Annotated in this window: 21 protein-coding genes, 5 tRNA genes, 1 other RNA gene and 1 pseudogene; 10 read left to right on the forward strand and 18 right to left on the reverse strand. The window is 71.8% G+C overall.

Going from position 1 to position 26183, the window contains the following annotated elements; all coding sequences use genetic code 11:
- The first annotated feature begins 63 nt into the window (after positions 1-63).
- Together TNCT1_RS34275 and TNCT1_RS34280 are read left to right on the forward strand one after the other, a co-directional pair.
- Positions 64-138 (forward strand) — tRNA-Asp (locus tag TNCT1_RS34275).
- Between the two features lie 233 nt (positions 139-371).
- Positions 372-575: a DUF6274 family protein gene (locus TNCT1_RS34280; RefSeq protein ID WP_143640028.1), complete on the forward strand. Its 204-nt coding sequence runs from the start codon at positions 372-374 to the stop codon at positions 573-575.
- Between the two features lie 463 nt (positions 576-1038).
- Here TNCT1_RS34280 and bldC read toward each other — a convergent pair whose 3' ends face one another.
- Both bldC and TNCT1_RS34290 read right to left on the reverse strand, forming a co-directional pair.
- Positions 1039-1245 carry a developmental transcriptional regulator BldC gene (bldC, locus tag TNCT1_RS34285; protein WP_003949541.1) on the reverse strand — a complete coding sequence of 69 codons (207 nt, stop codon included), beginning with the start codon at positions 1243-1245 and terminating at the stop codon, positions 1039-1041.
- A gap of 517 nt (positions 1246-1762) precedes the next feature.
- Positions 1763-2605, reverse strand: a complete 843-nt coding sequence (locus TNCT1_RS34290; protein ID WP_143640030.1) for a hypothetical protein — start codon at positions 2603-2605, stop codon at positions 1763-1765.
- A 198-nt stretch (positions 2606-2803) separates the two neighbouring features.
- Between TNCT1_RS34290 and TNCT1_RS34295 the strand changes: the two genes are divergently transcribed.
- Together TNCT1_RS34295 and TNCT1_RS34300 are read left to right on the forward strand one after the other, a co-directional pair.
- Positions 2804-3898 carry a Glu/Leu/Phe/Val dehydrogenase dimerization domain-containing protein gene (locus tag TNCT1_RS34295; protein ID WP_143640032.1) on the forward strand — a complete coding sequence of 365 codons (1095 nt, stop codon included), beginning with the start codon at positions 2804-2806 and terminating at the stop codon, positions 3896-3898.
- 327 nt (positions 3899-4225) lie between these two features.
- Entirely contained in the window at positions 4226-4474 is a 249-nt protein-coding gene (locus TNCT1_RS34300; RefSeq protein ID WP_143640034.1) for a DUF3073 domain-containing protein, read from the forward strand.
- A 64-nt stretch (positions 4475-4538) separates the two neighbouring features.
- On the opposite strand, the gene purM is transcribed toward TNCT1_RS34300, so the two are convergent.
- From purM to purS, 7 genes are all read right to left on the reverse strand, one after another.
- Positions 4539-5606 (reverse strand): phosphoribosylformylglycinamidine cyclo-ligase, encoded by a 1068-nt coding sequence (gene purM / locus TNCT1_RS34305; RefSeq protein WP_143640036.1) that lies wholly within the window; start codon positions 5604-5606, stop codon positions 4539-4541.
- 35 nt (positions 5607-5641) lie between these two features.
- Positions 5642-7171: an amidophosphoribosyltransferase gene (gene purF / locus TNCT1_RS34310; protein ID WP_143640038.1), complete on the reverse strand. Its 1530-nt coding sequence runs from the start codon at positions 7169-7171 to the stop codon at positions 5642-5644.
- Positions 7172-7373: 202 nt separating this feature from the next.
- The gene (locus tag TNCT1_RS34315) at positions 7374-7820 is read right to left on the reverse strand and encodes an META domain-containing protein (protein WP_235903045.1); all 447 of its coding nucleotides are present in this window, start codon (positions 7818-7820) and stop codon (positions 7374-7376) included.
- 56 nt (positions 7821-7876) lie between these two features.
- On the reverse strand, positions 7877-8674 hold the full coding sequence (locus TNCT1_RS34320) for a sterol carrier family protein (protein WP_143640042.1): 798 nt from the start codon (positions 8672-8674) through the stop codon (positions 7877-7879).
- A gap of 255 nt (positions 8675-8929) precedes the next feature.
- Positions 8930-11188 carry a phosphoribosylformylglycinamidine synthase subunit PurL gene (purL, locus tag TNCT1_RS34325; RefSeq protein ID WP_143640044.1) on the reverse strand — a complete coding sequence of 753 codons (2259 nt, stop codon included), beginning with the start codon at positions 11186-11188 and terminating at the stop codon, positions 8930-8932.
- A complete protein-coding gene (gene purQ, locus TNCT1_RS34330; protein ID WP_143640046.1) occupies positions 11185-11865 on the reverse strand; it encodes a phosphoribosylformylglycinamidine synthase subunit PurQ in 681 nt (226 codons plus the stop codon). Before purQ ends, purL begins: the two co-directional genes overlap by 4 nt.
- Positions 11862-12134, reverse strand: a complete 273-nt coding sequence (gene purS, locus TNCT1_RS34335) for a phosphoribosylformylglycinamidine synthase subunit PurS (RefSeq protein ID WP_137307596.1) — start codon at positions 12132-12134, stop codon at positions 11862-11864. Before purS ends, purQ begins: the two co-directional genes overlap by 4 nt.
- Before the next feature lie 311 nt (positions 12135-12445).
- Here purS and TNCT1_RS34340 point away from each other — a divergent pair, with 311 nt between their 5' ends.
- The 4 genes from TNCT1_RS34340 to TNCT1_RS34355 all read left to right on the forward strand — a co-directional run bounded on the left by TNCT1_RS34340 (position 12446) and on the right by TNCT1_RS34355 (position 13567).
- On the forward strand, positions 12446-12763 hold the full coding sequence (locus tag TNCT1_RS34340) for an Lsr2 family protein (protein ID WP_143640048.1): 318 nt from the start codon (positions 12446-12448) through the stop codon (positions 12761-12763).
- A gap of 157 nt (positions 12764-12920) precedes the next feature.
- Positions 12921-12992: transfer RNA gene (locus TNCT1_RS34345), tRNA-Gly, on the forward strand.
- 81 nt (positions 12993-13073) lie between these two features.
- Positions 13074-13146 (forward strand) — tRNA-Gly (locus TNCT1_RS34350).
- A 345-nt stretch (positions 13147-13491) separates the two neighbouring features.
- Positions 13492-13567, forward strand: a tRNA-Gly gene (locus TNCT1_RS34355).
- A 68-nt stretch (positions 13568-13635) separates the two neighbouring features.
- Here the strand turns inward: TNCT1_RS34355 and TNCT1_RS34360 are convergent.
- From TNCT1_RS34360 to ffs, 6 genes are all read right to left on the reverse strand, one after another.
- Positions 13636-14535 carry a phosphoribosylaminoimidazolesuccinocarboxamide synthase gene (locus TNCT1_RS34360; protein ID WP_143640050.1) on the reverse strand — a complete coding sequence of 300 codons (900 nt, stop codon included), beginning with the start codon at positions 14533-14535 and terminating at the stop codon, positions 13636-13638.
- Positions 14536-14604: 69 nt separating this feature from the next.
- A complete protein-coding gene (locus TNCT1_RS34365) occupies positions 14605-16101 on the reverse strand; it encodes a N,N-dimethylformamidase beta subunit family domain-containing protein (RefSeq protein ID WP_143640052.1) in 1497 nt (498 codons plus the stop codon).
- 229 nt (positions 16102-16330) lie between these two features.
- Entirely contained in the window at positions 16331-18235 is a 1905-nt protein-coding gene (locus TNCT1_RS34370; RefSeq protein ID WP_143640054.1) for a hypothetical protein, read from the reverse strand.
- Between the two features lie 303 nt (positions 18236-18538).
- Positions 18539-19789, reverse strand: a complete 1251-nt coding sequence (gene purD, locus TNCT1_RS34375) for a phosphoribosylamine--glycine ligase (RefSeq protein ID WP_143640056.1) — start codon at positions 19787-19789, stop codon at positions 18539-18541.
- Positions 19790-19883: 94 nt separating this feature from the next.
- On the reverse strand, positions 19884-22193 hold the full coding sequence (locus TNCT1_RS34380) for a DNA polymerase III subunit gamma and tau (RefSeq protein ID WP_143640058.1): 2310 nt from the start codon (positions 22191-22193) through the stop codon (positions 19884-19886).
- A 79-nt stretch (positions 22194-22272) separates the two neighbouring features.
- Positions 22273-22371, reverse strand: an RNA gene (gene ffs, locus TNCT1_RS34385) — signal recognition particle sRNA small type.
- A 72-nt stretch (positions 22372-22443) separates the two neighbouring features.
- Between ffs and TNCT1_RS34390 the strand changes: the two genes are divergently transcribed.
- Both TNCT1_RS34390 and TNCT1_RS34395 read left to right on the forward strand, forming a co-directional pair.
- Positions 22444-22531: transfer RNA gene (locus TNCT1_RS34390), tRNA-Ser, on the forward strand.
- A 146-nt stretch (positions 22532-22677) separates the two neighbouring features.
- Positions 22678-23346, forward strand: a complete 669-nt coding sequence (locus tag TNCT1_RS34395; protein ID WP_143640060.1) for a Type 1 glutamine amidotransferase-like domain-containing protein — start codon at positions 22678-22680, stop codon at positions 23344-23346.
- Between the two features lie 97 nt (positions 23347-23443).
- Here TNCT1_RS34395 and TNCT1_RS34400 read toward each other — a convergent pair whose 3' ends face one another.
- The 3 genes and pseudogenes from TNCT1_RS34400 to TNCT1_RS34410 form a co-directional block, all read right to left on the reverse strand.
- Positions 23444-24616, reverse strand: a complete 1173-nt coding sequence (locus tag TNCT1_RS34400; RefSeq protein ID WP_143640062.1) for a zinc-dependent alcohol dehydrogenase — start codon at positions 24614-24616, stop codon at positions 23444-23446.
- Positions 24613-25554: an SRPBCC family protein gene (locus TNCT1_RS34405; RefSeq protein WP_143640064.1), complete on the reverse strand. Its 942-nt coding sequence runs from the start codon at positions 25552-25554 to the stop codon at positions 24613-24615. The genes TNCT1_RS34400 and TNCT1_RS34405 overlap by 4 nt, the downstream gene beginning before the upstream one ends.
- A gap of 271 nt (positions 25555-25825) precedes the next feature.
- Positions 25826-26183: pseudogene (locus TNCT1_RS34410) on the reverse strand (aldehyde dehydrogenase); the annotation flags it as partial.

A 26183-nucleotide genomic window follows, 5' to 3' on the forward strand; every position in this document is an offset into this window, starting at 1 on the left:
GGGGCTCACCCTCCTGTACAGTCCTTCTCGCAGCACAGCGCAACAGCAAGTGCCGCGAAACCTGGTCCTGTGGAGCAGTTTGGAGTGCTCGCCACCCTGTCAAGGTGGAGGCCGCGGGTTCAAATCCCGTCAGGACCGCAGTGAGAAGGGCCCCGAAAGGGGCCCTTCTTCTTTTGCCGTCGCGCCGCGCTCCGGTTCACCCGCGCACGCTGCTCCGATCTGCCGTGACACCCCGCTCCGCCGGTTCCCCGGGCGCCGTGCGGCCGTTCTCCGGGCCTTGTGCGGCCGTCCGCGCCCTTGACGGCGCCACCCCGGCTCGGTACCCAGAAGGCAGAGCGCGTTTCCCCGCGTGCGGCCTCTGGAGGTGGCGTATGGCGACATCGGCCAGGCACGAGACGCGGGCGCTGCTGAGGGCGCACCTGGCGGCCGCGTCGTCCTACGGTCACCTCACCCGCCACTGCCCCGTCTGCCATCGCCTGCTGCGGCTCGTGATGGACGCCGGCCCCTGCCCCGCGGACGCGGACGGGGAGCGGGGCGAGGAGTCCGTCGAGGACGAGCGGCCGCGCAGTGCCTGACCGGTGGCCGGCCGCCCCAACACCCTTGCGCCCGGGGGGCGTCGGGAGCGCGCCGCTCCATTAGCGCACACGGGATGCGAGCAACAAGCGTCCCGCCGTGTGACGGGAGTCACTGTATGAGTTTCCGAAACGGCGGAACTTACCCCCCTCATACAACTGGTCAATTTAATATGTGCAATTGCACCCCTCCCCGAGGGCCCGCACAGCCGATCCGACAGCCCTCCCCAGAGTCCGACAAGGACGCTCACGAACACCGCACCGGACCCGGGCCGGCGCACAAAAAAATCGCGCTGGACCCGGCGGAGTCCAGCGCGATCTACGACGCACCCTGTGGCGCTGCCGACAACGTTCTTTTCGGCTTGGGCGTGGGCCCTGTTGGGGCAGGTCCCGCGTCGCTTGGAGCTAGGGGTTCGGGCGTCGTGGCCAGTTTGGGGAACGGCCGTTTCGCCCGGTATTGAGTTGTTCAGGCCTCGCTGCGCTGCTGCGGGATGCCCGCGAGCAGTGCGCGGACCTCGGCTTCGCGGTAGCGGCGGTGCCCGCCGAGCGTACGGATCGACGTGAGCTTGCCGGCCTTCGCCCACCGCGTGACCGTCTTGGGGTCGACACGGAACATGGTGGCGACCTCAGCCGGGGTCAGCAGCGGCTCGGCATCAGGGGTGCGAGCGGTCATGAGCGGCCTCCTCGGGAGAACCGAACCTTCTCGGTTCTTTCCTCTAAATTCTGCACCTTGACCCGCGTTGCCCGAAATGGTGGACGCGGGTCGAGTCGGTTATAGGACGAACGGCTTGTCCTCGGCACTACAACTACACCATCTGTCCAGCCGCGTCGGCCAAACCGATGGAATTGCCCTCCCAGGTGTTCATCAGCGACGGAAGCCGATGGACCATGCCATAGCGGACAGTCACGCCACTGTGACGATCAGTCACAGTGGCGATCAGGAGTCACCAGACCCCCTATAGCGTGCAATGCGGAGAATCCGCCCACGATGGAGCATAGTTGGCGGACGGAGCCCTCCCCGGACTCCTTGTCCTATTTTGGCATGAGGGATGGCAACTTGGGCAAGGCTCTTGTAAGTGCCGTCCATCACCCTTGGGACATAAGCCCGGATCGGGACCAACGTCCCGTCAGGTGGTCCAATCGCCCTGGACCGTACGCCGTCCGGAGCGTTCGGACAGTGACCTGCGTCACTAGTTGGCGGAGCGCCGGTCCCGTACCGTCCGCCACCGCTCCACCAGCCGCCCGTAGGCCTCGCCCGCGGCCGTCCCGTCGCCCTGGCGCAGCGCCTCGATGCCGGCGGCCACGTCCGCCGCCGAGTGGTCGTCCTCCAGCTCGCCGGCCGGCACCGCGTGCACCAGGCCGCCGTAGTCCAGCTCCACGGTCGAGCGCGGGTGGAACTCCTCCAGCCAGCGGCCGACGTCCACCAGGCCGTCGATCAGCGGCCCTTCCCCGATCGTGTCCTTCAGCGTGCGCAGCGCCCGGGCCACCCGCCGCCGGGCCTGCACCATCGGGGTGCGGTAGCGCAGCATCGGCGGCACCTCGCCGGACGCCTTCTCGTAGCGCCGCTCGGCGTCGGCGACCAGCACGAACCAGTTCAGCGGGATCTGCCAGGTCGCGGTGCGGATCCAGGGGCGCGCGTCCGGGTTGCGGTCCAGCCAGCGCTCGTAGTCCTGGGCCGCCTGGCGGCGCACCACCGGCGGCAGCACCGCGTCCAGCACCGGCGGGGGCAGCTCCTCGCCCAGCTCCGCCAGGGCCAGCCAGCCGCGCAGCCGGGTCCGCCAGGGGCAGACGCTGAGCACCCCGTCGGTCTCCAGCACGAAGGCGTCACCGCTCTCGTGCACCGGGACCGGGACCGGCGGGGTGGGCAGCAAGTCGGCCAGCGACCGGCGCAGTTCGTCCTGGTAGGAGGGCCGGTCCGGGCGCCGGGCGTAGCGGGCCCAGTGGGTGCGCTCGGGCTCCGGGAAGGCGGTCAGCGGCTCGTACACGCGCAGGTACGCGGCATACGGGACGACCACGGAGGACACCTTGGGCACGCCTGCTCCCTCCCCATCGGGCCCGGCTCGAAACCACACCAAATCGTTTCACGGCGATACGTGCGCACACGGCCCTCGCGAGTGATCCTGAACACTGCGCGGATGGTGAGGGACCCGAGGCTCTACGCTCATGCCACGACCCCGCCACCCGTACGGGGCCCCACCCCACTCGCCGCTACTTACTCAGGAGTCACCACAGTGACCGACGTAACCGGCGCGCCTGCTGATGTCCTGCACACCCTGTTCCAGTCGGACCAGGGCGGCCATGAGCAGGTCGTGCTCTGCCAGGACCGCGCCAGCGGCCTCAAGGCCGTGATCGCCCTCCACTCCACCGCCCTGGGCCCGGCCCTCGGCGGTACGCGCTTCTACCCCTACGCCACCGAGGCCGAGGCCGTCGCCGACGCCCTCAACCTCGCGCGCGGGATGTCGTACAAGAACGCCATGGCCGGTCTGGACCACGGCGGCGGCAAGGCCGTGATCATCGGCGACCCCGAGCGGGACAAGACCGAGGAGCTGCTGCTCGCCTACGGTCGCATGGTCGCCTCGCTCGGCGGCCGCTACGTCACCGCGTGCGACGTCGGCACGTACGTCGCCGACATGGACGTCGTGGCCCGCGAGTGCCGCTGGACCACCGGCCGCTCCCCCGAGAACGGCGGCGCCGGCGACTCCTCCGTGCTCACCGCCTTCGGCGTCTACCAGGGCATGCGCGCCTCCGCCCAGCACCTGTGGGGCGACCCCGTACTGCGCGGCCGCAAGGTCGGCGTCGCGGGCGTCGGCAAGGTCGGCCACCACCTGGTCAGGCACCTGCTGGAGGAGGGCGCCGAGGTCGTGATCACGGACGTGCGCGCCGAGGCCGTCCAGCGCGTCCTCGACCAGCACCCCTCGGTGACGGCGGTCGCCGACACCGAGGCGCTGATCCGCGTCGAGGGACTGGACGTCTACGCGCCCTGCGCCCTCGGCGGCGCCCTGAACGACCTCTCCGTGCCGGTGCTCACCGCCAAGGTGGTCTGCGGCGCGGCCAACAACCAGCTCGCCCACCCGGGCGTGGAGAAGGACCTCGCCGACCGCGGGATCCTCTACGCGCCGGACTACGTGGTGAACGCCGGCGGGGTCATCCAGGTGGCGGACGAGCTGCACGGGTTCGACTTCGACCGCTGCAAGGCCAAGGCGGCGAAGATCTTCGACACCACCCTGTCGATCTTCGCACGTGCGAAGGAGGACGGGATCCCGCCGGCCGCCGCCGCCGACCGGATCGCCGAGCAGCGGATGGCCGAGGCCCGCGCGTCCCGCTGACCCGCCCCGCGACGAGCCGCCGGCGGTGCGCCCGGACGTCCGGTCGTACAGGTGAGCGGTACCCGCCGACGGGAACTTCGAGAGAACTCTCACTTCCGTCGGCGGGTCGTACCCCGATAAGTGGTTAAAATCGCCATTGACCAGCGAGGACGGGGCACCTCGCGGGTCCTGTGCACACGCGCGTGCTGCGGGCGACGTACCGTATGGGCGCGGGCTCAGGTACCGTGGAAGCCCTACGGACCGGCCTCTCCACGGAGGGCCCGTTCCGATCATGAACGCGTGTCAGACTCTGGGGCCGTCGAGCCCCGTCACCGAGGGGGTCGAGCCATGGGGCGCGGCCGGGCCAAGGCCAAGCAGACAAAGGTCGCCCGCCAGCTGAAGTACAACAGCGGTGGGACTGACCTGTCACGTCTGGCCAGTGAACTGGGCGCATCGACTTCGAGCCAGCCGCCGAACGGCGAGCCGTTCGAGGACGATGAGGACGACGAGGACGACCTGTACTCGCGCTACGCCGACCTCTATGAGGACGACGAGGACGAGGACGAGGGCCCCTCACAACATCGTCGCGGCGCTTGACCTTGTACTGAGCACTTGCCGGTCGGTGGCACAGCCACCGACCGGCTTCTGTGCTGTCCGCAGGTCAGACCGCGTAGTCGCCGACCAGCTCGGCGCCGGTCGCCTTGTCACCGCGGTCGGTGATCTCGCCGGCCACCCAGGCGTCGACCCCGCGGTCGGCCAGGGTCGTCAGGGCCGCCTCCGTGGACTCCTCGGGGACGATCGCGATCATGCCGACGCCCATGTTGAGCGTCTTCTCCAGCTCCAGGCGCTCGACGTCGCCGGTCGTGCCGACGAGGTCGAAGACCGCGCCCGGGGTCCAGGTGGAGCGGTCGACCACGGCGTGCAGCGCGTCGGGCACGACCCGGGCCAGGTTGGCCGCGAGCCCGCCGCCGGTGACGTGGCTGTACGCGTGCACCTCGGTGGTCCGGGTCAGCGCCAGGCAGTCCAGCGAGTAGATCTTGGTCGGCTCCAGCAGCTCCTCGCCGAGCGTCCGGCCCAGCTCCGCGACCTCGGTCTCGAGGGTCAGACCGGCACGGTCCAGCAGCACGTGGCGGACCAGGGAGTACCCGTTGGAGTGAAGCCCGGAGGACGCCATGGCGATCACGGCGTCACCCTTGCGGATACGATCCGGGCCCAGCAGGCGGTCGGCCTCCACGACACCGGTGCCGGCGCCGGCGACGTCGAAGTCGTCCTCGCCCAGCAGGCCCGGGTGCTCCGCCGTCTCGCCGCCCACCAGGGCGCAGCCGGCGAGCACACAGCCCTCCGCGATGCCCTTGACGATGGCCGCGACACGCTCGGGGTGGACCTTGCCCACGCAGATGTAGTCGGTCATGAACAGCGGCTCGGCACCGCACACCACGATGTCGTCCATGACCATGGCGACCAGGTCGTGGCCGATGGTGTCGTAGACGCCCAGCCGGCGCGCGATGTCGACCTTCGTGCCCACGCCGTCGGTGGCGGAGGCGAGCAGCGGGCGCTCGTAGCGCTTGAGGGCGGAGGCGTCGAAGAGCCCGGCGAAGCCGCCGATGCCGCCGAGGACCTCGGGGCGGCGGGTCTTCTTCACCCACTCCTTCATGAGTTCCACCGCGCGGTCGCCCGCCTCGATGTCGACGCCCGCCGCTGCGTAGCTGGCACCAGTTGTCTCAGACATGACTGTGAGAGCTTTCGTGTCGTACTGCAGGGGTGTTACGGGCGCCGGATCGCGTCGGAGGCGGCCGTGGCGGCCGGACCGGCCGCGAGCTCGGTCTCCAGCAGCTGCTTGCCGAGCAGCTCGGGGTCCGGAAGCTCCATCGGGTACTCGCCGTCGAAGCAGGCGCGGCACAGGTTCGGCTTGGCGATGGTGGTCGCCTCGATCATGCCGTCGATGGAGATGTAGGCGAGCGAGTCGGCGCCGAGCGAGGTGCCGATCTCCTCGATGGTCATCCCGTTGGCGATCAGCTCCGCGCGCGTGGCGAAGTCGATGCCGAAGAAACAGGGCCACTTCACGGGCGGGGAGGAGATCCGGATGTGGACCTCGGCCGCGCCCGCCTCGCGGAGCATGCGCACCAGGGCCCGCTGGGTGTTGCCGCGCACGATCGAGTCGTCGACGACGACCAGCCGCTTGCCCTTGATGACTTCCTTCAGCGGGTTCAGCTTCAGGCGGATGCCGAGCTGGCGGATGGTCTGCGAGGGCTGGATGAAGGTCCGGCCGACGTAGGCGTTCTTCACCAGGCCGGCGCCGAACGGGATGCCGGAGGCCTCCGCGTAGCCGATGGCGGCCGGGGTGCCCGATTCCGGGGTCGCTATGACCAGGTCGGCCTCGACCGGCGCCTCCTTGGCGAGGCGGCGGCCCATCTCGACGCGGGAAAGGTACACGTTCCGGCCGGCGATGTCGGTGTCGGGGCGGGCCAGGTACACGTACTCGAAGACGCAGCCCTTGGGCTTCGCTTCCGCGAATCGTGAGGTGCGCAGGCCGTTCTCGTCGATGGCGACGAACTCGCCCGGCTCGATCTCCCGCACGTAGCTCGCGCCGCAGATGTCGAGGGCGGCGGACTCCGAGGCCACCACCCAGCCGCGCTCCAGCCGGCCGAGGACCAGCGGGCGGATACCCTGCGGGTCGCGGCCTGCGTAGAGGGTGTGCTCGTCCATGAAGACGAGGCTGAAGGCGCCCTTGACCTTCGGGAGGACCGCGTGGGCGGCCTCCTCGATGGTCAGCGGCTTGCCGTCCTCGTCGACCTGGGCGGCCAGCAGGGCCGTCAGCAGGTCGGTGTCGTTGGTGGCCGCGACCCGGGTGGAACGGCCGTTGTTGTCCTTGGGCAGTTCGGCGACCATCTCGGCGAGCTGCGCCGTGTTGACCAGGTTGCCGTTGTGGCCGAGCGCGATCGAGCCGTGCGCGGTGGCGCGGAACGTCGGCTGGGCGTTCTCCCACACGGAGGCGCCGGTGGTCGAGTAGCGGGCGTGTCCGACCGCGATGTGACCCTGGAGCGAACCGAGCGAGGTCTCGTCGAAGACCTGGGAGACCAGGCCCATGTCCTTGAAGACGAGGATCTGGGAGCCGTTGCTGACCGCGATTCCCGCGGATTCCTGACCCCGGTGCTGGAGGGCGTAGAGCCCGAAGTACGTGAGCTTTGCGACCTCTTCACCCGGAGCCCAGACACCGAAGACGCCGCAAGCGTCCTGGGGGCCCTTCTCGCCGGGAAGCAGATCGTGATTGAGTCGACCGTCACCACGTGGCACGGCACCGAGTGTAGGCGAGGTCGACCACTGGTCCGAATTGGGGATGCCCGGCCGCCCTGGGACGGTGTTTGCCGATCACCTTGGCGGTTTCACGGTTTCCGCAGCTCAGCGGGATGCTAATGGACCGGTTCCGGGCATGGGCCCGCTCCCTCGGGCCGTGGTCCGGGGGCGCCGGCGGGGTGCGTGAGTGAGGTGTCGCACATCATCCGGGGGCGCCGCGGCTGAGGTGCAGGCGGTCGCCGTCGCCGTCGGTGAGGGTGAGCTTCCGGTCGGCGGTCGTGGCGGTGATGGTGCCGGTGGTGAGGAAGCGGGCGAAGGCACGCTCGAAGGTCATCCGGTCCTCGCCGCAGGCCATCTTGGTGGACCGGATGTCGCCGAAGGTGATCCGGTCGCCGTGCACGGTGGCCCGGGCGCCGAAACCGTTGCAGCCGAGGTTGCCCGACGCCCGCCCGTCCGCGTCGATCCGCAGGCGGGCGGTGGCGGGCGCCCGCAGGGTGGCGCCACCCGCGGTGAGGCCGTCGACGCGCCAGTCGACGCCGGTCACGGGCCCTTGCCGCCCGCCGCCCGGGCCGGCGCCCGGCTGCCCGGCGGGGGTGCCGCCACAGGCCACCATGAGCGGGACGAGCACGGCGGCCGCCGTCAGGGACATGCGCTGCTTGTACCGGTTCATATGGATTCGACGGGGCAGCCCGCCCGCCGGTTCCGTCACGCCATGAGCGGCAGCAGCGCCCCGATGTCGGCCCGCTCCCCGCTGGCGCTGACCTTCGCCGCGGCCACGGCGTCCGCGAAGGCCAGCCGGCCGGTGGCCAGCCGGATCCAGGTCAACGGGTCGGTCTCCACGACGTTGGGCGGGGTGCCCCGGGTGTGCCGGGGCCCCTCGACGCACTGCACCACGGCATACGGCGGCACCCGCACCTCGGTGGAGGCCCCGGGCGCCTTCAGGGCGAGCGCGTCGGCGAGGAGCCGGGTGGCGGCGGCCAGCGCCTGCCGGTCGCAGGGCACCTCGAGGCCGGGTACGGCGGCGTTGAGGTCGTCGGTGTGCACGACGAGTTCCACGGCGCGGGTCACCAGGTAGTCGTCCAGCGGCAGGGCGCCCGCGTTGGTCGACAGCAGCCGGCCGCCGGGGTGGGCGTCGAGCAGGGTGCGCAGGCCGGCTTCGGTCTCGGCGAGGTAGGCGTCGAGGTCGGGCCGCTCGGTGACGAGACCGCGGGTGAACTCGTCGATCGCGGTCGAGGCGGCCGCGGTGGCGAAGGGCCACTCGGCCACCTGGACGTCCTGCTTCGGCGGGGCCGGCAGCTCCAGGGCCCGGTGGACCGCGGTGACGGCCATGCCGATGTGCGCGACCAGCTCCCGTACGGTCCACGCGCCGAGCCGGGTGGGCAGGGCGAGCCGCTCGGGATCCAGGCCCCGGACGCCCTCCCGCACGTTGCCGAGCTGGGCGAGGACCGCGGCACGGGTCCTGACGGGGTCGTATGCGCGGGCGCGCCTCTTGGCCGGAGACATGACAGCGACCCTATGCCGCGCGGGACCGGGCATCACCTGTATTACCCCGCCGGCCCGCACACGGAGCTCCAGCACGCCCTCCGGCACGCCGCAGGCAAGCCGTACAGCGAGTGGCGCGTCGGCCCGGCACGGCCGGCGTTCCCCGGCTCCTGAGGGCGTGCTGGGCGAGCGTCCTGAGGCCTCGGGGCTCAGGAAAGCCCGCGGGCCCCGTCCGGCACTCCGGACGGGGCCCGCGGGGCGGCAGGCGCCGGGGTGTTACGCCAGCAGGGCCGGGATCGTCGCCTCGTGGGCCTCGCGCAGCTCGGACAGGGGCAGCACGAACTCGCCCTGGACCTCGACGGAGTCGCCGTCCACGACGCCGATGCGGGTGACCGGCAGGCCGCGTGCACCGCACATGTCGTTGAAGCGGACCTCCTCCGAGCGCGGCACGGCGACGACGGCGCGGCCGGCCGACTCGGAGAACAGGAAGGTGAACGCGTCCAGACCGTCCGGGACGACCAGTCGCGCACCCTTGCCACCGAGCAGCGCCGACTCCACGACCGCCTGGACCAGACCGCCGTCCGACAGGTCGTGCGCGGAGTCGATCATGCCGTCGCGGGAGGCGGAGATCAGGATCTCGGCCAGCAGCCGCTCGCGCTCCAGGTCGACCTTCGGGGGCAGACCGCCGAGGTGGTCGTGGACCACCTGGGACCAGGCCGAGCCGCCGAACTCCTCACGCGTGTCGCCGAGGAGGTACAGGAGCTGGCCCTCCTCCTGGAAGGCGACCGGGGTGCGGCGGGCCACGTCGTCGATGACGCCGAGGACGGCGACCACCGGAGTCGGGTGGATGGCCGCCTCGCCGGTCTGGTTGTAGAGCGAGACGTTGCCGCCGGTCACCGGCGTGCCGAGCTGCTGACAGCCGTCCGCGAGCCCGCGGACGGCCTCGGCGAACTGCCACATCACCGCCGGGTCCTCGGGCGAGCCGAAGTTCAGGCAGTCGGAGACGGCGAGCGGCTTCGCGCCGGTGGTCGCCACATTCCGGTAGGCCTCGGCGAGGGCCAGCTGGGCGCCCGTGTACGGGTCCAGCTTGGCGTACCGGCCGTTGCCGTCCGTCGCGATGGCGACGCCGAGGCCGGACTCCTCGTCGATGCGGATCATGCCGGAGTCCTCGGGCTGGGCGAGGACGGTGTTGCCCTGCACGAAGTGGTCGTACTGCGAGGTGATCCACTTCTTTGAGGCCTGGTTGGGCGAGGCCACCAGCTTCAGGACCTGGTCCTTCAGCTCCTCGCTCGTCGCCGGCCGCGGCAGCTTGTCGGCGTCGTCCGCCTGGAGTTCGTCCTGCCAGGACGGGCGGGCGTACGGGCGCTCGTAGGTCGGGCCCTCGTGGGCGACCGTGCGCGGGTCGACGTCGACGATCTTGCCGCCGTGCCAGTAGATCTCCAGCCGGTCGCCGTCGGTGACCTCACCGATGACGGTGGCGATGACGTCCCACTTGTCGCAGATCTCGAGGAACCGGTCGACCTTCGCCGGCTCGACCACCGCGCACATGCGTTCCTGCGACTCGCTCATGAGGATCTCCTCGGGCGAGAGCGTGGAGTCGCGCAGCGGGACGTCGTCCAGGGTGACGCGCATGCCGCCGGAGCCGTTGGAGGCCAGCTCGGACGTGGCGCAGGACAGGCCGGCCGCGCCGAGGTCCTGGATGCCGACGACCAGCTTCTCCTTGAACGCCTCCAGGGTGCACTCGATGAGGAGCTTCTCCTGGAAGGGGTCGCCGACCTGGACGGCCGGGCGCTTGCTCGGCTTGGCGTCGTCGAAGGTCTCGGAGGCGAGGATGGACGCGCCGCCGATGCCGTCGCCGCCGGTCCGGGCGCCGTACAGGATGACCTTGTTGCCCGCGCCGGAGGCCTTGGCGAGGTGGATGTCCTCGTGCCGCATGACGCCGATGGCGCCCGCGTTGACCAGGGGGTTGCCCTGGTAGCAGGCGTCGAAGACGACCTCGCCGCCGATGTTGGGCAGGCCCAGGCAGTTGCCGTAGCCGCCGATGCCGGCGACCACGCCGGGCAGCACGCGCCGGGTGTCGGGGTGGTCCGCGGCGCCGAAGCGCAGCGGGTCGACCACGGCCACCGGGCGGGCGCCCATCGCGATGATGTCGCGCACGATGCCGCCGACACCCGTGGCCGCGCCCTGGTAGGGCTCCACGTACGACGGGTGGTTGTGCGACTCGACCTTGAAGGTGACCGCGTAGCCCTGGCCGACGTCCACCACGCCGGCGTTCTCGCCGATGCCGACGAGCAGCGCGTCCGACTGGGGCGCCTTCTCGCCGAACTGGCGCAGGTGGACCTTGGAGGACTTGTACGAGCAGTGCTCGGACCACATGACCGAGTACATGGCGAGTTCGGCGCCGGTCGGGCGGCGGCCGAGGATCTCCACCACCCGCTCGTACTCGTCCTTCTTCAGACCGAGTTCGGCCCAGGGCAGCTCGACGTCGGGGGTCGCGGCCGCGTGCTCGACCGTGTCCAGAGGCGTCCGGCTCATGCGTTGACCAGCTTCTTGAGGATCGAGGTGAAGAAGGGCAGGCCGTCGGTACGGCCCGTACCGATCAGCGGCTCGACGGCGTGCTCGGGGTGCGGCATGAGGCCGACGACGTTCCCGGCCTCGTTGGTGATGCCGGCGATGTCGTTGAGCGAGCCGTTCGGGTTGTGGTCCAGGTAGCGGAACACGACCCGGCCCTCCGCCTCCAGCTTGTCCAGCGTGTACTGGTCGGCGACGTAGCGGCCGTCCATGTTCTTCAGCGGGATGCGGATCTCCTGGCCTGCGCGGTAGTCGCTGGTCCAGGCGGTCTGCGCGTTCTCCACCCGCAGCTTCTGCTCGCGGCAGACGAAGTGCAGGTGGTCGTTGCCGAGCATGCCGCCCGGCAGGAGGTGGGCCTCGGTGAGGACCTGGAAGCCGTTGCAGATGCCGAGGACCGGGAGTCCGGCCTTCGCCTGCCCGATAAGCGTCTCCATCACCGGCGAGAAGCGGGAGATGGCGCCGGCCCGCAGATAGTCGCCGTAGGAGAACCCGCCGGGCAGCACGACGGCGTCGACCTGCTTGAGGTCCTTGTCCTTGTGCCAGAGTGCGACCGGTTCGGCGCCCGCGAGGCGGATCGCGCGCTGGGTGTCCCGGTCGTCGAGACTTCCCGGGAAAGTGACGACGCCAATACGAGCGGTCACTTGGCCGCCTCCGCGACTTCCGCTCCCTCTTCGACCTTGACGGTGAAGTCCTCGATCACCGTGTTGGCGAGGAAGGATTCCGCAAGATCGTGGATGCGGGCGAGCGCGGCCTCGTCGACCGGCCCGTCAACTTCCAGTTCGAAACGCTTTCCCTGACGGACGTCCGAGATCCCCTCGAAACCCAGGCGCGGCAGCGCACGCTGGACCGCCTGGCCCTGGGGGTCGAGGATCTCCGGCTTGAGCATGACGTCGACTACGACGCGTGCCACTGGCACTCCCGGTGTGTGGTGCTGAGCAGGTTCCTTCAGACTACCCGCACAAAATTTCTACGCGGGTAGAGTTGTAGGAAACTACGTGAGCCGCATCACGATCGGGTGACAGGCGCACCCCCTCGCGAAAAGTTCTGGGAAAGTTCCACGGACCCACCCACGACATGTATTGCACGGGGACACGCGGGCGGATTTAGTCGGGCTTCACTTTGCATTGCCGGGCACTGTACAAATGAATTGGCAATAGCCGATACTCGGCACGTCATCGCCGATGAGCTGTATCGACGTGCCGCACGAAGGGACCGATATTCGTGGCGCAAAAGGTCGTGGTCACTCTCTTTGACGACATCGACGGCTCGGAAGCGGCGGAGACGATCGCCTTCGGACTCGACGGCAAGTCGTACGAGATCGACCTGAACGAAACCAACGCCGGAAAACTGCGCAAGGCGCTCGAGCCCTACGTGGAGGCGGGCCGCAAGCGCTCGCGGTCCGGCAAGGCGTACAAGCAGACGGAGGTCGCCCCGGATCCGGCGGCCGTGCGCGCCTGGGCCCAGGCGAACAAGATGGACGTGCCGGCGCGCGGACGCATCCCGAAGAAGGTCTACGAGGCGTTCAGCGCCGCGCAGTGAGGCCCGCGAAGGGGCGAGCCCTCAGGGTCCGTCAGCGGGCCCTGGGGGCCGTGCACTTGGCCGCGCCGGGAGCCGACTTGCGCAACCCCCCTGCTGATCAGCTAATGTCTGGGACACGCCGAGGGGCGAGGCCGGAAGGCCGGATCCCACGGACCGTGCGGGTGTAGTTCAGTAGTAGAACATCCCCCTTCCAGGGGGAAGGCGCAGTGTGCAATTCCTGTCACCCGCTCTGCACCGGTCGACACGACCACTCTTGTGGATCAGGTAGGCTGGTGCTCGCACCGATCGGTGGGAGCCGGTCGGGGGCAGTGCGGACGTAGCTCAGTTGGTAGAGCGCAACCTTGCCAAGGTTGAGGTCGCGAGTTCGAGCCTCGTCGTCCGCTCGGGAGAAAAGCCCCGGTCTTCTGGACCGGGGCTTTTTCGTGCGCCCGGTTCCGCCGAACACTCGCCGTCGGCACCGGACATGCGAAGACGGCCCTGTGAAGACCACCACATCCGGCGGAACCGGCCGAGCCGTCGCCTCACCCGTGCCACCCGCCCCACGCGCCCCGGAAAGCGCCGCGCGGCCCGGGAGTTGCTCCCCGCCGGAGATCCGCCGGACGCGCGAGGCCGACCCGCCACCGGCCCGCCGCCGCCCCCGGAGCGGCACGGCGCCGGCGCCGGCAGGCGGCAGTGCGTCCCGCGCACCCGCGAGGTTGGGTATAGTTGCTCTCGCGCCACGGCGCAGTGCGGACGTAGCTCAGTTGGTAGAGCGCAACCTTGCCAAGGTTGAGGTCGCGAGTTCGAGCCTCGTCGTCCGCTCCATGGAGAAGCCCCCGGTTCCGGCCGGGGGCTTTCTGCGTGCCCCCGGCTTCTCACCGGGGGCCTCGGCGTCAGGACCAGCTCATGCCGGTCAGCCGCTCGTACGCCTCCACGTACTTCCGCCGGGTCGCCTCGACGACCCGCTCGGGCAGCGGCGGCGGGGGCTGCTCGCTCCTGCGGTCCCAGCCGGACTCGGGGGAGGTCAGCCAGTCCCGGACGTACTGCTTGTCGTACGACGGCTGGGCGCGGCCGGGCTGCCACTGGTCGGCCGGCCAGAAGCGGGAGGAGTCCGGGGTGAGCACCTCGTCGGCGAGGACCAGGGTGTCGCCGTCGAAGCCGAACTCGAACTTGGTGTCGGCCAGGATGATCCCGCGCTCGCGGGCGATGTCCCGGGCGCGGGAGTACACGGCGAGCGTCGCCTGCCGGAGCTGGGCGGCGGTGTCCGCGCCGACCTGCCGGGCGACCTCCTCGTAGGAGACGTTCTCGTCGTGCTCGCCGACCTCGGCCTTGGTGGCCGGGGTGAAGATCGGGGCGGGCAGCTCCGAGCCGTCCACCAGGCCCTCGGGCAGCGCCAGGCCGCAGACCGTGCGGGACTCCTCGTACTCGGCCAGGCCCGAGCCGGTGAGGTAGCCGCGGGCCACGCACTCGACCGGGACCATCCTCAGGGACTTGCAGACCAGCGTGCGGCCCGCCCAGTCGGCGGGGGCGTGCTCGGGGAGCTCGGTGCTGATCACATGGTTCGGGGCCAGGTCGCGGAGCTGGTCGAACCACCACAGGGAGAGCCGGGTGAGCACCCGGCCCTTGTCGGGGATCTCCGTCGGGAGCACCCAGTCGTAGGCGGACACGCGGTCGCTGGCGACCATCACGAGGTCGCCCGCCTCGTTGCGGTACAGCTCGCGCACCTTGCCGGTGTGCAGGTGCACCAGGCCCGGAACCTGGATCGGCTCGGGCTTTTCTACGAATCCGGACACGGTTCCTCCCCGTGGTTCTGTCCAATGCCTCGATTCTCCCGTATGCCGGTGATCGGGCTGCGGCCAGGGTCAGTCCCGTTTGCAGATGCGGTCCAGCAGGTTCGCCGTGGCCCGTTGGACACGCGGGTCCACGTGGCCGGGACGGTCCAGGGACGGCGACCAGGCGAAGGTCCCGGAGGCGAACACCCAGGCGCCGGAGGGGGCCCGGTAGAGGGAGGTCTCCTGGTGCCGCTGGACGCCGTCGTTGTCGGTGTAGGGGGAGTGCGCGAGCAGGATGCGCTCGTCGTGCTGGGGCAGCGGCGTGCGCGGGAAGTAACGGTCCGCCTCGCCCGCGACAAGGCCCTCGATCCGGTCGCCCTCGTGCGCCCCGGTCGCGTCCCACAGCCAGTGGTCCGCGTTGCGCACGACCAGCGGATGCGGCTCGGGGACCCGGCCCGCGTACTGGATGCCGACGAGCTGCTGCTCGGGCCGGTCGATCTCGCGCCACAGCACCGGCTTCCCGGGGCCCTTGCGCTTGCGGCAGGTCAGCAGCCGGTCGGGCACACCGGACGGGGACGGGCCCAGCTCCACCTGCCAGTACATGGTGTTCGCGGAGAGGAAGACCAGGGAGGTGCCGTGGTCCCTGGCGTTCTCGGCGGCCCGGCGCATCGGCACCGTCCAGTACTCGTCGTGGCCGGGGAAGACCAGGCCCCGGTACCGGGTGGGGTCGACGCGGCCGGCGTGCAGGTCGCGGGCGTCGGCGTAGGCCAGGTCGTAGCCGTAGCGCTCGGCCCAGCGGATGAAGTCGTAGGCGTGGCCGACGTGCAGGGGCAGGCCGGCGCCCGCGTACGGGCGGTCGAAGGAGACCGTGGTGGCCGCGTCCGCCTCGCCGAGCAGGCAGCCCTTCTCGTCCCACGCGTGGTACAGGCTGGCGCCGGTGCGGCCGTCCTCCGGATAGAGGTTGTACGCCTGCCAGGTGACGTCGGGCAGCAGCAGGAGCAGGTCGGCCGGGTGGTCGTCGCGGACCGTGAAGGGCACGTGGGAGCGGTAGCCGTCGGAGGTGGTGAGGACCGCCACATAGGCGCCGACGGACCAGTGCGAGGGCACCTGGAGACGCCAGGAGAGCCACCAGTGGTGACAGGACACCGTGCGGTCCGCGGCCAGCGGAGGGGGCTGGACGATGCCGGAGAGCCGGGGGCTGGTGGTGATCTTCGAGGCGCCGTCGCCGCCGTAGTGGCCGATCCGGTAGATGTCGACGCCGAACTGCTGCGGCGGGTCGACCGTGATGTGGAAGTCGATCGCCTCGCCGGGCGCGACCGCCCCGGCCGAGGTGAATCCCTTGATCTGACGGTGCACGTCGTCGGCCGAGCGGGGCCCCGGCCCGGAGGTGCGCGGCGCGGGGACGCGCGGCCGCTCTCCGGCGGGCTGCTGCGGGCTCGGGTCGACGTACCAGGGCACCACGTGCCCCGTGTCGTCGAAGTACGTCTCACTGCCGCGCAGCCAGGGCACCGGGCCCTGGCCGAAGGGGTCCGTGACGGCGTGCGCGAGCGCTCCGGACTCCCAGCGGCGGATGTGGTCCGAGGCCATGGACGCTCCCCTCCCTCATGCCCCCGTTGCCAGCGTGGTGCGTGCTGCTCGGTCGTGCTGTCGTATGTCGCATGCCTTTGCCATGTGCGTGGTCGGTCCCAGCACATCACATAACGCACGGACACGGTCACTGTTCGTTGCGAATTGACCTGAACTGGAAGTCTGCCCTCCGTTACGGCTCCGGATCCGCTACGACCCCGGCGGATTCCCCCACGGGCGTCCGGCGGGGTCAGACCAGCCTGACCGGTTTCTCCGGGCGTATCCCGGTTGCGCTCAGCCAGTCGCGCAGCGGGCCGGGGTCGCCCTCCTCGATCAAATGCAGCACCTTGGGCCCGAGGTCGGCCGCCCGCTCACCGTCCAGCAGCAGCGAGGGGCCGTCCAGCCAGTCCAGCGCGGGGGCCGCGCCGGCCGTGTCCACGGCGGCGCAGCAGACCATCGCCGTGACGTGATCGGCGAGCAGGTCGCGTCCGGTGCGCGGGGGCTGCAGCGGGAACAGCGGCAGGGCGCCGTCGTCCCAGAGCGAGCTGTCCGGGAACAGCCCGGCCGCGGTCGCCCCCTTCGGCGCGGCGGCCTCCTCCCGGGCCAGCTCGGCCGTGAGCCCGGCGGCGAGGAGCGCGCCGCGCTCGGTGCCGGGGTCGGTGTCGGCGTCGGCGTCGCTGTCGGTGCCGGGGTCGGCGTCGCTGTCGGGATCGGTGTCGGTCTCGGCGTCGGCGCCGGTGTCGGTGTCGGTGCCACCGCCGGCGTTGGTGGCGTCGGCCCCGGTGGCGGGGGCGGCGGGCGGTCCGGCGGGCGCGGCGGGGTGGCCGTCCGCGCTGGTGTCCGCGCCGACCAGGGCGGCGTCCATGAGGTGGTCCATGACCCGGGCCAGCGTGGGGCCGCCCCGGTCGGGGGCGCCTGCGGCGGGACGGACGCCGAGGGAGTCGAGGACGCGGTGCAGCCGTGCCGCGTGCGCGCGCCAGGTGCGGTCGACGACCTCCTCCGGGTACGCCTGCCAGTCCACCGGCGCCCAGTCCGGGCCGTTCTCCGCCGGGCCGCCGTGGAAGAGGCGGGCGGCGAGCAGGGAGGCTGCCTCGTCCACCGCGCCGGGCTCCTCCAGCAGGTCGCAGGCGGGACGATCGCCCAGCCGGGACGCGAAGCCCTCGGCCAGCCGGTCCCGCCGGGACAGCTCGGTCAGGGCGGCCACGACACCCGCGTCCAGCCGGGAGGGCCAGCGGCCCATGCGCCAGGCGGGCAGCGCCACCTTGGTCAGCAGCCGGTCCCAGCCCGCGTAGGCGAGGCCGACCTGCTCCTGGGCGACGATCCGCAGGCCGTAGTCCACCGTCTGCGCGCGCTCGGCGGCGGCCGCGGCGACCCCGCGCTCCATCAGGGCCGCCTGCTCGCGGCAGCCGCGCAGCATCAGCCGGGCGACCCAGCCGAGGGCCGCGCACACGCCCCGGGTCAGCGGACAGCGGCCCGGCGTGGAGGCGACCGCCACCGCCGCGTCGAGACCGCGTACGAAGCGGCGGGCGGCGGCTATGTCCGGGTGCGCGGAGGGGCCCGTACCGGCGACGACCGGCGCGAGGACCGCGCGCAGCTCACCGACGCGCATCCACCACAGGAACGGGGAGCCGATGACGAGGACGGGGGCGGTGGCGGCCCGCCGCCGCCCGTCGGGGCCCGGTCCGCCGGGGCCGGGCGCCTCGTCGTGCGCGGGCCGCGGGGGCGGGCCGTGGGCCGGGTGGGTCCGGTCCTCCAGCCAGCTGTCGCAGTCCGGGGTGAGCGCTATGGCCGAGGGCGCGGGGACCTCGAGCCGGTCGGCGAGGTCGCGCACCAGCCGGTACAGGTCCGGCGCCGATTCCTCCGCGACCGGGACCGTGGGGCTCACGGCCGGGCGGGCACGGGCCACCACCAGCGCGATGCCGGTGGCGGCCAGCAGTACCAGCGCGGCCGGCACGCCCACGGCCCAGCGGGCGGTGTCCCAGCCCGGGCCGGTGAGCCGGCCGGTGGCGCCGCCGGTCAGCAGGACCACCTCGACGGCCGCCGGCAGCAGGGCCACGCCCAGCGCCCGGCCGCGGACGCGCAGCACGGCCAGGGCCCACGAGCGCGCGGCCCGCGCGCCCGCCTCGGCTCCGATTCCCGTTCCGCTCGCGGTCATGACCGGACCTCACCCCCTCCCTGCCGGTGCCGCGCTGTCCTGGCGTTGCTCACTCCCCCACTGTGACACCCGTCACTGACATCGCAATGCCGGTGGGCCAAGTGCCGGAACGCTTGCGCCGCACCATAGTTGGGGCCCCGGGCCTCGTCAGCCGTATGGGGGATTGCTCACTCGATGGAATGGCTCTGGTCAGAGGTGGGCGACGGACAGCAAGGGTCAGGCCCCGGATTCGGGGTCCGGGGCCTGGGGTGTTCGGGAGGGCGGTGCGGGCCGGTCAGGGACTCGCCGCGCTGGGCGAGCCGGTCAGGCGCTCGCCGCCCGTTCGGCGATGTCCGTGCGGTGCTGGGAGCCGTCGAGCTTGATGCGGGCCACCGCCCGGTACGCCCGCTCGCGTGCCCCGGCCAGGTCCTCGCCGGTCGCCGTGACCGACAGCACCCGCCCGCCCGCGCTGACGACCGCGTCGCCGTCCCGCTTGGTCCCGGCGTGCAGGACGTAGGCGTGCGGGGCGTCCTCGGCGGCCACCTCGTCCAGGCCGGTGATGGGGTCACCGGTGCGCGGGGCGCCGGGGTAGTTGTGGGAGGCTACGACCACGGTGACGGCGGCGTCCTCGCTCCAGCGCAGCGGCTCCAGATCGGCCAGGGTGCCGTTCGCCGCGGCGAGCAGCACGCCGCCCAGCGGGGTCCTCAGCCGGGCCAGCACGACCTGGGTCTCGGGGTCGCCGAAGCGGGCGTTGAACTCGATGACGCGCACGCCGCGCGAGGTGATCGCGAGACCGGCGTACAGCAGCCCGGAGAACGGGGTGCCCCGGCGCCGCATCTCGTCCACGGTGGGCTGCAGCACCGTCTGCAGCACCTCGTCGACCAGCTTGGGGTCCGCCCACGGCAGCGGCGAGTACGCTCCCATGCCGCCGGTGTTGGGGCCCTCGTCGCCGTCCAGGGCGCGCTTGAAGTCCTGGGCGGGCTGGAGCGGCACGACGGTCCGGCCGTCGGTGATGGCGAACAGCGACACCTCGGGGCCGTCGAGGAACTCCTCGACGACCACCTGCGCGCAGGCCGCCGCGTGCGCCCTGGCCGCGTCGAGGTCGGAGGTGACCACGACGCCCTTGCCGGCGGCGAGGCCGTCGTCCTTGACGACGTAGGGCGCCCCGAAGGCGTCCAGCGCCTCGGCGGCCTCGGCCGGGGTGGTGCAGACGTAGGACCGCGCGGTCGGCACGCCGGCCGCCGCCATCACGTCCTTGGCGAAGGCCTTGGACCCTTCGAGCCGCGCGGCCTCCCGGGAGGGGCCGAACACCGGGATGCCCGCCTCGCGCACCGCGTCGGCCACACCGGCGACCAGCGGGGCCTCCGGGCCGACGACGACGAGGTCGGCCCCGAGGTCACCGGCCAGCGCGGCCACGGCCTTGCCGTCGAGCGCGTCGACCTGGTGCAGCTCGGCCACCTCGGCGATGCCGGCGTTGCCGGGAGCGCAGTGCAGGGCGGTGATGTCGGGGTCGAGGGACAGGGAGCGGCACAGGGCGTGTTCGCGGGCACCGCTGCCGATGACGAGGACCTTCACGGGGTTCAGCCTAATGGCAAGGTTGCCGAAGTCCGCCGGGCGGGTTTCCTGTGGGTTCCTACGAACGGCGGGCCCGGGCCGCCGGCCGGGCCCGCTACTCGTTGGTGAACTCCTCCACCACCGTGGCCCCCAGTTCCCGCACGATCAGCTCGTGTCCGGACAGGGCGGACTCGTCGAGGTCGGGGTCGTCGTCCTCGGGGATGTCGTCCTCGGGGGCGACGGGGGCCGGCTCGGGCGCCCGCGCGGGCTGTGGAGCGGGGGCGGGCCGCGCCGGGGCGGGCGGTGCTCCGCCGTGGGGCGCGGCGGGTGCGGGCGCGGCCGGCTGCGGCGCGGCGGGGCGGGGGGCGGCCGGGGCGCCGTAGCCGCCGGCGGGCGCGCCGCCGTAGCCCGCGCCGCCGCCCCCGCCGAAGCCCGGAGCGCCGCCGGGCGCCGGTGGCGCGGAGCCGCCCGAGGGGTCGATGACCGCCTCGATCTTCCACTGCACGTTGAACTGCTCGGCCAGCGCCTGGCGCAGCACGTCCTCGCTGCCGCTGCCGGAGAAGTTGTCCCGGGCGCCGGCGTTGACGAAGCCGAGCTGGAGGGTGGTGCCGTCGAACCCGGTCACCTGGGCGTTCTGGCTGAGCAGGATCCAGGTGAAGCGCCTGCGGTTCTTGACGGCCTCGAGGATGTTGGGCCAGAGCATGCGGGGGTCGAGCCCGCCGACCGGGGCAGCCGCCGAGGCCGGCGCGTCCGGGGCGGGGGCCGCCGGAGCCGACGGCGCCTGGCGCTGCGGCTGGGAGCGGGCCGGATCGACGCCGCCCTGCGGCGAGCCCGCCGCCGTGGCCGTCGGCCAGCCGCCGGGCCGCCGCCCGCCACCGGCCGTCGCGGCGGTCGGCCAGGCGCCGGGGGCCTGCGCGGAGGCGGGGGCCGAGGTCTCGGCGGGAGCGGCCGCTGCGGGCGCGGGGGCCTGCGCGGCGGGTGCGGGGGCGGCCGGGGCCGGTGCGGGAGCCGGTGCCGGAGCGGGCGCGGGTGCGGGTGCGGGTGGGGTCGCCGGCGGCTGTCCGGCGACCGGGCCTCCAGGGCCGGGGCCGGGACCGGCGGGCCCCTCGGGTCCGGTGGGCGGTCCGCCCGCTCCCCGTACGGCCGCGCGGGCCGCGGCGGGGCCGGTACCGGGCGGCACCGGCGCGCCGGCCGGGGCCGTACCCGCGTGGGCGTCGGGGCCCGGGACGTACCCCATGGCGGGCGCGCCGCCGCCGCCCGAGAAGCCGACCCCGCGCTCCAGCCGGTCCAGGCGGGCCATGACGGACCGCTCGTCGCCGTAGGCGGCGGGGAGCAGCACCCGGGCACAGATCAGTTCGAGCTGGAGGCGCGGCGAGTTGGCGCCCCGCATCTCGGTGAGGCCCTCGTTGACGAGGTCGGCGGCGCGGCTCAGCTCGGCCGCGCCGAAGATGGAGGCCTGCGCCTGCATGCGCTCCAGCACGTCGGCCGGGGCGTCGATCAGCCCCTTCTCCGCGGCGTCCGGGACCGCCGCGAGGATCACCAGGTCCCGCAGCCGCTCCAGCAAGTCGGCGACGAACCGGCGCGGGTCGTTGCCGCCCTCGATGATCCGGTCGACGACCTCGAAGGCGGCGGCCCCGTCACCGGTGGCGAAGGCCTCGACGACGGAGTCCAGCAGCGACCCGTCGGTGTACCCGAGCAGGGAGGTGGCCATGGCATACGTCACACCCTCCTCGGCCGCGCCGGCGAGGAGCTGGTCCATGACGGACATCGAGTCACGCACGGATCCGGCGCCGGCCCGCACGACGAGCGGCAGCACGCCCTCCTCGACCGGGATGTCCTCCCGCCCGCACACCTCGGCCAGGTAGTCCCGCAGGGTGCCCGGCGGGACGAGCCGGAAGGGGTAGTGATGGGTCCGCGACCGGATCGTGCCGATGACCTTCTCGGGCTCGGTGGTGGCGAAGATGAACTTGAGGTGCTCCGGCGGCTCCTCCACGACCTTCAGCAGCGCGTTGAAGCCGGCCGACGTGACCATGTGGGCCTCGTCGATGATGTAGATCTTGTAGCGGCTGCCCGCGGGTCCGAAGAAGGCCTTCTCGCGCAGCTCACGGGCGTCGTCCACACCACCGTGAGAGGCCGCGTCGATCTCGATGACGTCGATCGAACCCGGCCCGTTCCTGGCCAGGTCACGGCACGACTGGCACTCGCCGCAGGGGGTCGGGGTGGGGCCCTGCTCACAGTTCAGGCAGCGGGCCAGGATGCGCGCGCTGGTCGTCTTCCCGCAGCCACGCGGCCCGCTGAACAGGTACGCGTGATTGACCCGGTTGTTCCGCAGCGCCTGCTGCAGCGGGTCGGTGACATGCTCCTGCCCGATGACCTCGCCAAAGGTCTCCGGGCGATAGCGGCGGTACAGCGCGAGAGACGACACGCATACGAGGTTATAGGCGCCCACTGACAACCAACCCCGGCCAAGGCTCCCGGCCCGGACCCGGCCCGCACCGCCCGGGAACGCAAGCGCCCCCCACGCACCCGCCAGAGCCGACCTACCCTTGCTGCCTTCCGGCCCTGGGGGAGTTCAGTCAGATAGCGCCGCGTGAGGGGCTGCGCCCACAGTACCCGATGGCGGCCTGCGAGAACGAGTTCGCGAGCACTCCCCTCGGTCATGTAATGTTTCCGGCGGAGGATTCGCCTAGAGGCCTAGGGCGCACGCTTGGAAAGCGTGTTGGGGGCAACCCCTCACGAGTTCGAATCTCGTATCCTCCGCCAGTGCCTCACCGGGCACGATGTCGAAGGGCCCCACTGTTCGCAGTGGGGCCCTTCGACGTTGTCCGTCCCGACGTTGCGGATCATGACTCCCGTCACATGCGACGTGCTCGTTGCACGGGTCCCGTGGGTCGTGTTTGGCTCGGCCGATGAATCTTCTGTTGACGGCGGGCGGTCTGCGTAACGAGACGCTGCGGGATGCGCTGCGGGACATGCTGGGCAGGCCGTTCGGGTCGGCGAACGTCGTGTACGTGCCCACGGCATCAGTCGCCGAGTCCGGGGATCACGGGTGGTTCCTCGCGGACATGAACCGGCTGCACGGCCTCGGCTGGCGGGAGTTCGACGTCCTGGAGCTGAACGGACTGCCCCGGCGGACGGTGCTCGACCGGCTGCTCCACGCCGACGTCATCTACGTCGGGGGCGGCAGCCACTACCACCTCGCGCGCAGCATCACCGGCAACGGCCTGGCCGACGGCTTCCTGGAGGCGCTGGAGAGCCGGGTCTACGTGGGGTTCAGCGCCGGATCGATGATCTTCAGCCGCAATCTCACCGAACACTCCGCCGACGTCATCGGGGACACCGCCGACCTCCACGTGCTCGGCGCGGCGACCGTGGAGCCGCCGTTCGGCCGCTTCGACTGGTATCTCAAGCCTCACCTGTACTCGCCGGATTTCCCCGAGCGGGACGACACCTGGGCTGATCGCATCGCCGCGCGGGCGGACTTCCCGATCTACTTCATCGACGACGAGACGGCCGTCCGGGTCAGGGGCGACGAGGTGGATGTCATCACTGAAGGCCGGTGGCGGTTCCATCCGTGACCACGGATCAGAACGCTTCGCCTCAACGGGCACGATGCCGAAGGGCCCCACCACTTGCCGGTGGGGCCCTTCGGCGTTGTCCGTCCCAGCGCGTCCCTCACGGCTTGAGGACGACCTTCTCGCAGTGGTCCTTCTTGTTCTTGAAGAGGTCGTAGCCGGCCGGTGCCTCGCTCAGGGGCAGCCGGTGGGTGATGACCCGGGTGGGGTCGATCCTGCCCTGCTCGATCAGGCTCAGCAGCGGCTTCATGTACTTGTGCACGTGGCACTGCCCGGTGCGCAGGGTCAGGGACCTGTTCATCCAGGCGCCCGCCGGGAACTTGTCGATCAGTCCGCCGTAGACGCCGATGACCGACACCACGCCTCCGCTGCGGCAGGACATGATCGCCTGGCGCAGGGCGTGCGGCCGATCGGTCTCGGAGCGTACGGCCTGCTTGGCGCGGTCGTAGAGGTGGACGTGGGAGGCACCGTGTGTGGCCTCCAGGCCGACCGCGTCGATGCACTTGTCGGGGCCCCGGCCGCCGGTCAGTTCGAGCAGTGCCGAGCGTACGTCGGTGTCCTCGAAGTTGATGGTGGCGTAGCCCTGGGCGGCGGCCATGTCGAGCCGGTAGGGCTCCTTGTCGATCGCGATGACCTTCTCCGCGCCCAGCACCCGGGCGCTGTCCATGGCGAACTGGCCGACCGGACCGGCGCCCCAGACGGCGACGACGTCGCCTTCCTGGATGTCGCACATCTCGGCGCCCATGTACCCGGTCGGCAGGATGTCGGACAGGAACAGCACCTGCTCGTCGCTGAGCTCCGGCCCGATCTTCAGGACGTTGGCGTCGGCGAGCACCACGCGGGCGTACTCGGCCTGGCCGCCGGCGAAGCCGCCGGTGAGGTGGGAGTAGCCGTAGATGCCGGCGGTGGGGTGGCCGAAGAACTTCTCCGACATGCCGGCGTTGGGGTTGGTGTTCTCGCAGCACGAGTACAGCTCCGCGCGGCAGGACGCGCACGCGCCGCACGCGATGGGGAAGGGCACGACGACCCGGTCGCCGACGCGGAGCCTGTCGCTGACGCCGGGGCCGACCTCGACGATCTCCCCCATGAACTCGTGGCCCATGATGTCGCCCTTTTCCATGGTGGGGACGTAGCCGTCGAGCAGATGGAGGTCGGAGCCGCAGATCGCCGTCGAGGTGATCTTCACGATGGCGTCGCGGCTGTTCAGGATCGACGGTTCGGGGACGTCCTGCACCTCGACCGAGTTGCGTCCCGTCCAGCAGTTCGCCTTCATGCCAGGGCCTCCTTCAGTTCGTCCTCGGTCAGCGGTCGGGCCGGGTGCTGCGGGAACTCGCCGCGGGCCCGCTTGCCGCCGGGCGCGCCCTCGGAGCGGACGACCTCGCCGGTCTCCACGACCTGCTTGAAGCGGCGCAGGTCGTCGTCCAGCTGCTGGTGCGGTTCCTCGCCGAAGTAGCGCGCCGCGGCCTTGCCCACCGTCCCGCCGGGCAGGTCGTAGCGCAGGGCCACCCGGATCTCCGTGCCCCGGTTGCCGGGGGCGGGCTCGAAGCGGACCTCGCCGGAGTTGTCGATGTCGGCGCCCTCCACCGACCGCCAGGCGATCAGCCGGCCGGGGTCGTCCTGCGTGGTCTCGGCGTCCCACTCCACCGTCTTGCCGAAGGGCGCGCTGGCCCGCCAGTGGCTGGTGCGCGGACCGGTGACGCGCACCTCGTCCAGGTGCGCCATGAAGTCCGGCAGCCGCTTCAGGTCCTTCCAGAGGGCGTAGACCTCGTCCGGGGATTGGGCGACGGTGGTGGTCGCGGTCAGTTCCATCGGGGTGCTCCTACGGGTGCGGGTCACGGCCGCGTAGACGTCCGTGGCCGTCAGGGCGGTGACCGCGGCGGTCGCGGCGACGGTGCGGCCCAGGCCGCGACCGTTGTGATTCCTCAGGGCCCGCGTCAGCATCGTCAGGTCCATGAGGTCGCCGCCGACGCGGCCCCAGAGCCAGGCGGGATGCGGCCGCCCCAGCAGCCCGGTCGCCGCCGTCAGCTCACGCACACCCACGGCGGTCGTGGCCGAGCGGTGCCGGAAGGCGTCGCCCACGCCCAGGGCCCGGGCGAAACCCGCCGGGGCGACGACCTGGGGCACGCCCAGCACCGCACTGGTCCAGCCGAGGCCCTGGACGAGCGGATCGTGCCGTAGGTGGCGGGAGGTGGAACGGGTGTCTGTCTTCATGAGTGCTCCCCACGTGCGGTGAGGTGAACGGAAGGCGGGCCACTTGAGCGAGAAGGTGAAAGACGCGGAGCGGACAACGCCGGAGTTTCCTCGCGGCGCGCACCCAATCCTCGACTTCCGTCATCCACCGGCGTCGCGGTGCCGAGCCGGACACGGTCGATCGCCGCTGCCCCGTAGGGCAGGAGCCCGGGCGAGGCGACAGGTGCCCGTTCAACCCCGGCCGGAGCCGGGGTTGAACGGGCCGCGCAGGTGGGCGGCGGCCCTCACTTCCCTACTGCTTGTGGCCGTTGCCGTGTCCGTCGGGATGCAGGACGACCTTGGTCCAGCCCTCGTCACGGGCGTCGAAGTGCTCGTAGGCGGTGGGGGCTTCGTCCAGGCTGAGCTCGTGGGAGACGACGAAGCTCGGCTTCGCCTTCCCGCCGGCGATCAGGTCCCGCAGCGCCCGGTTGTACCTCTTCACCGGAGCCTGCCCGGTCCCCATGCGCTGGCCCTTGAACCACATCAAGCCGAAGTCGATCGGGACCTTGCCCTGGGCCTCCAGCTCCCCCTGGGCCTCCGTGCCGCCGGGGTCCTGGGGCAGGAACACGCCCACCACGCCGATGTCGCCCGTGAACCTGACCGAGTCGATC

Origin of the sequence: Streptomyces sp. 1-11 (assembly GCF_007176755.1) — a bacterium.
In the GTDB taxonomy this organism is placed as follows: domain Bacteria; phylum Actinomycetota; class Actinomycetes; order Streptomycetales; family Streptomycetaceae; genus Streptomyces.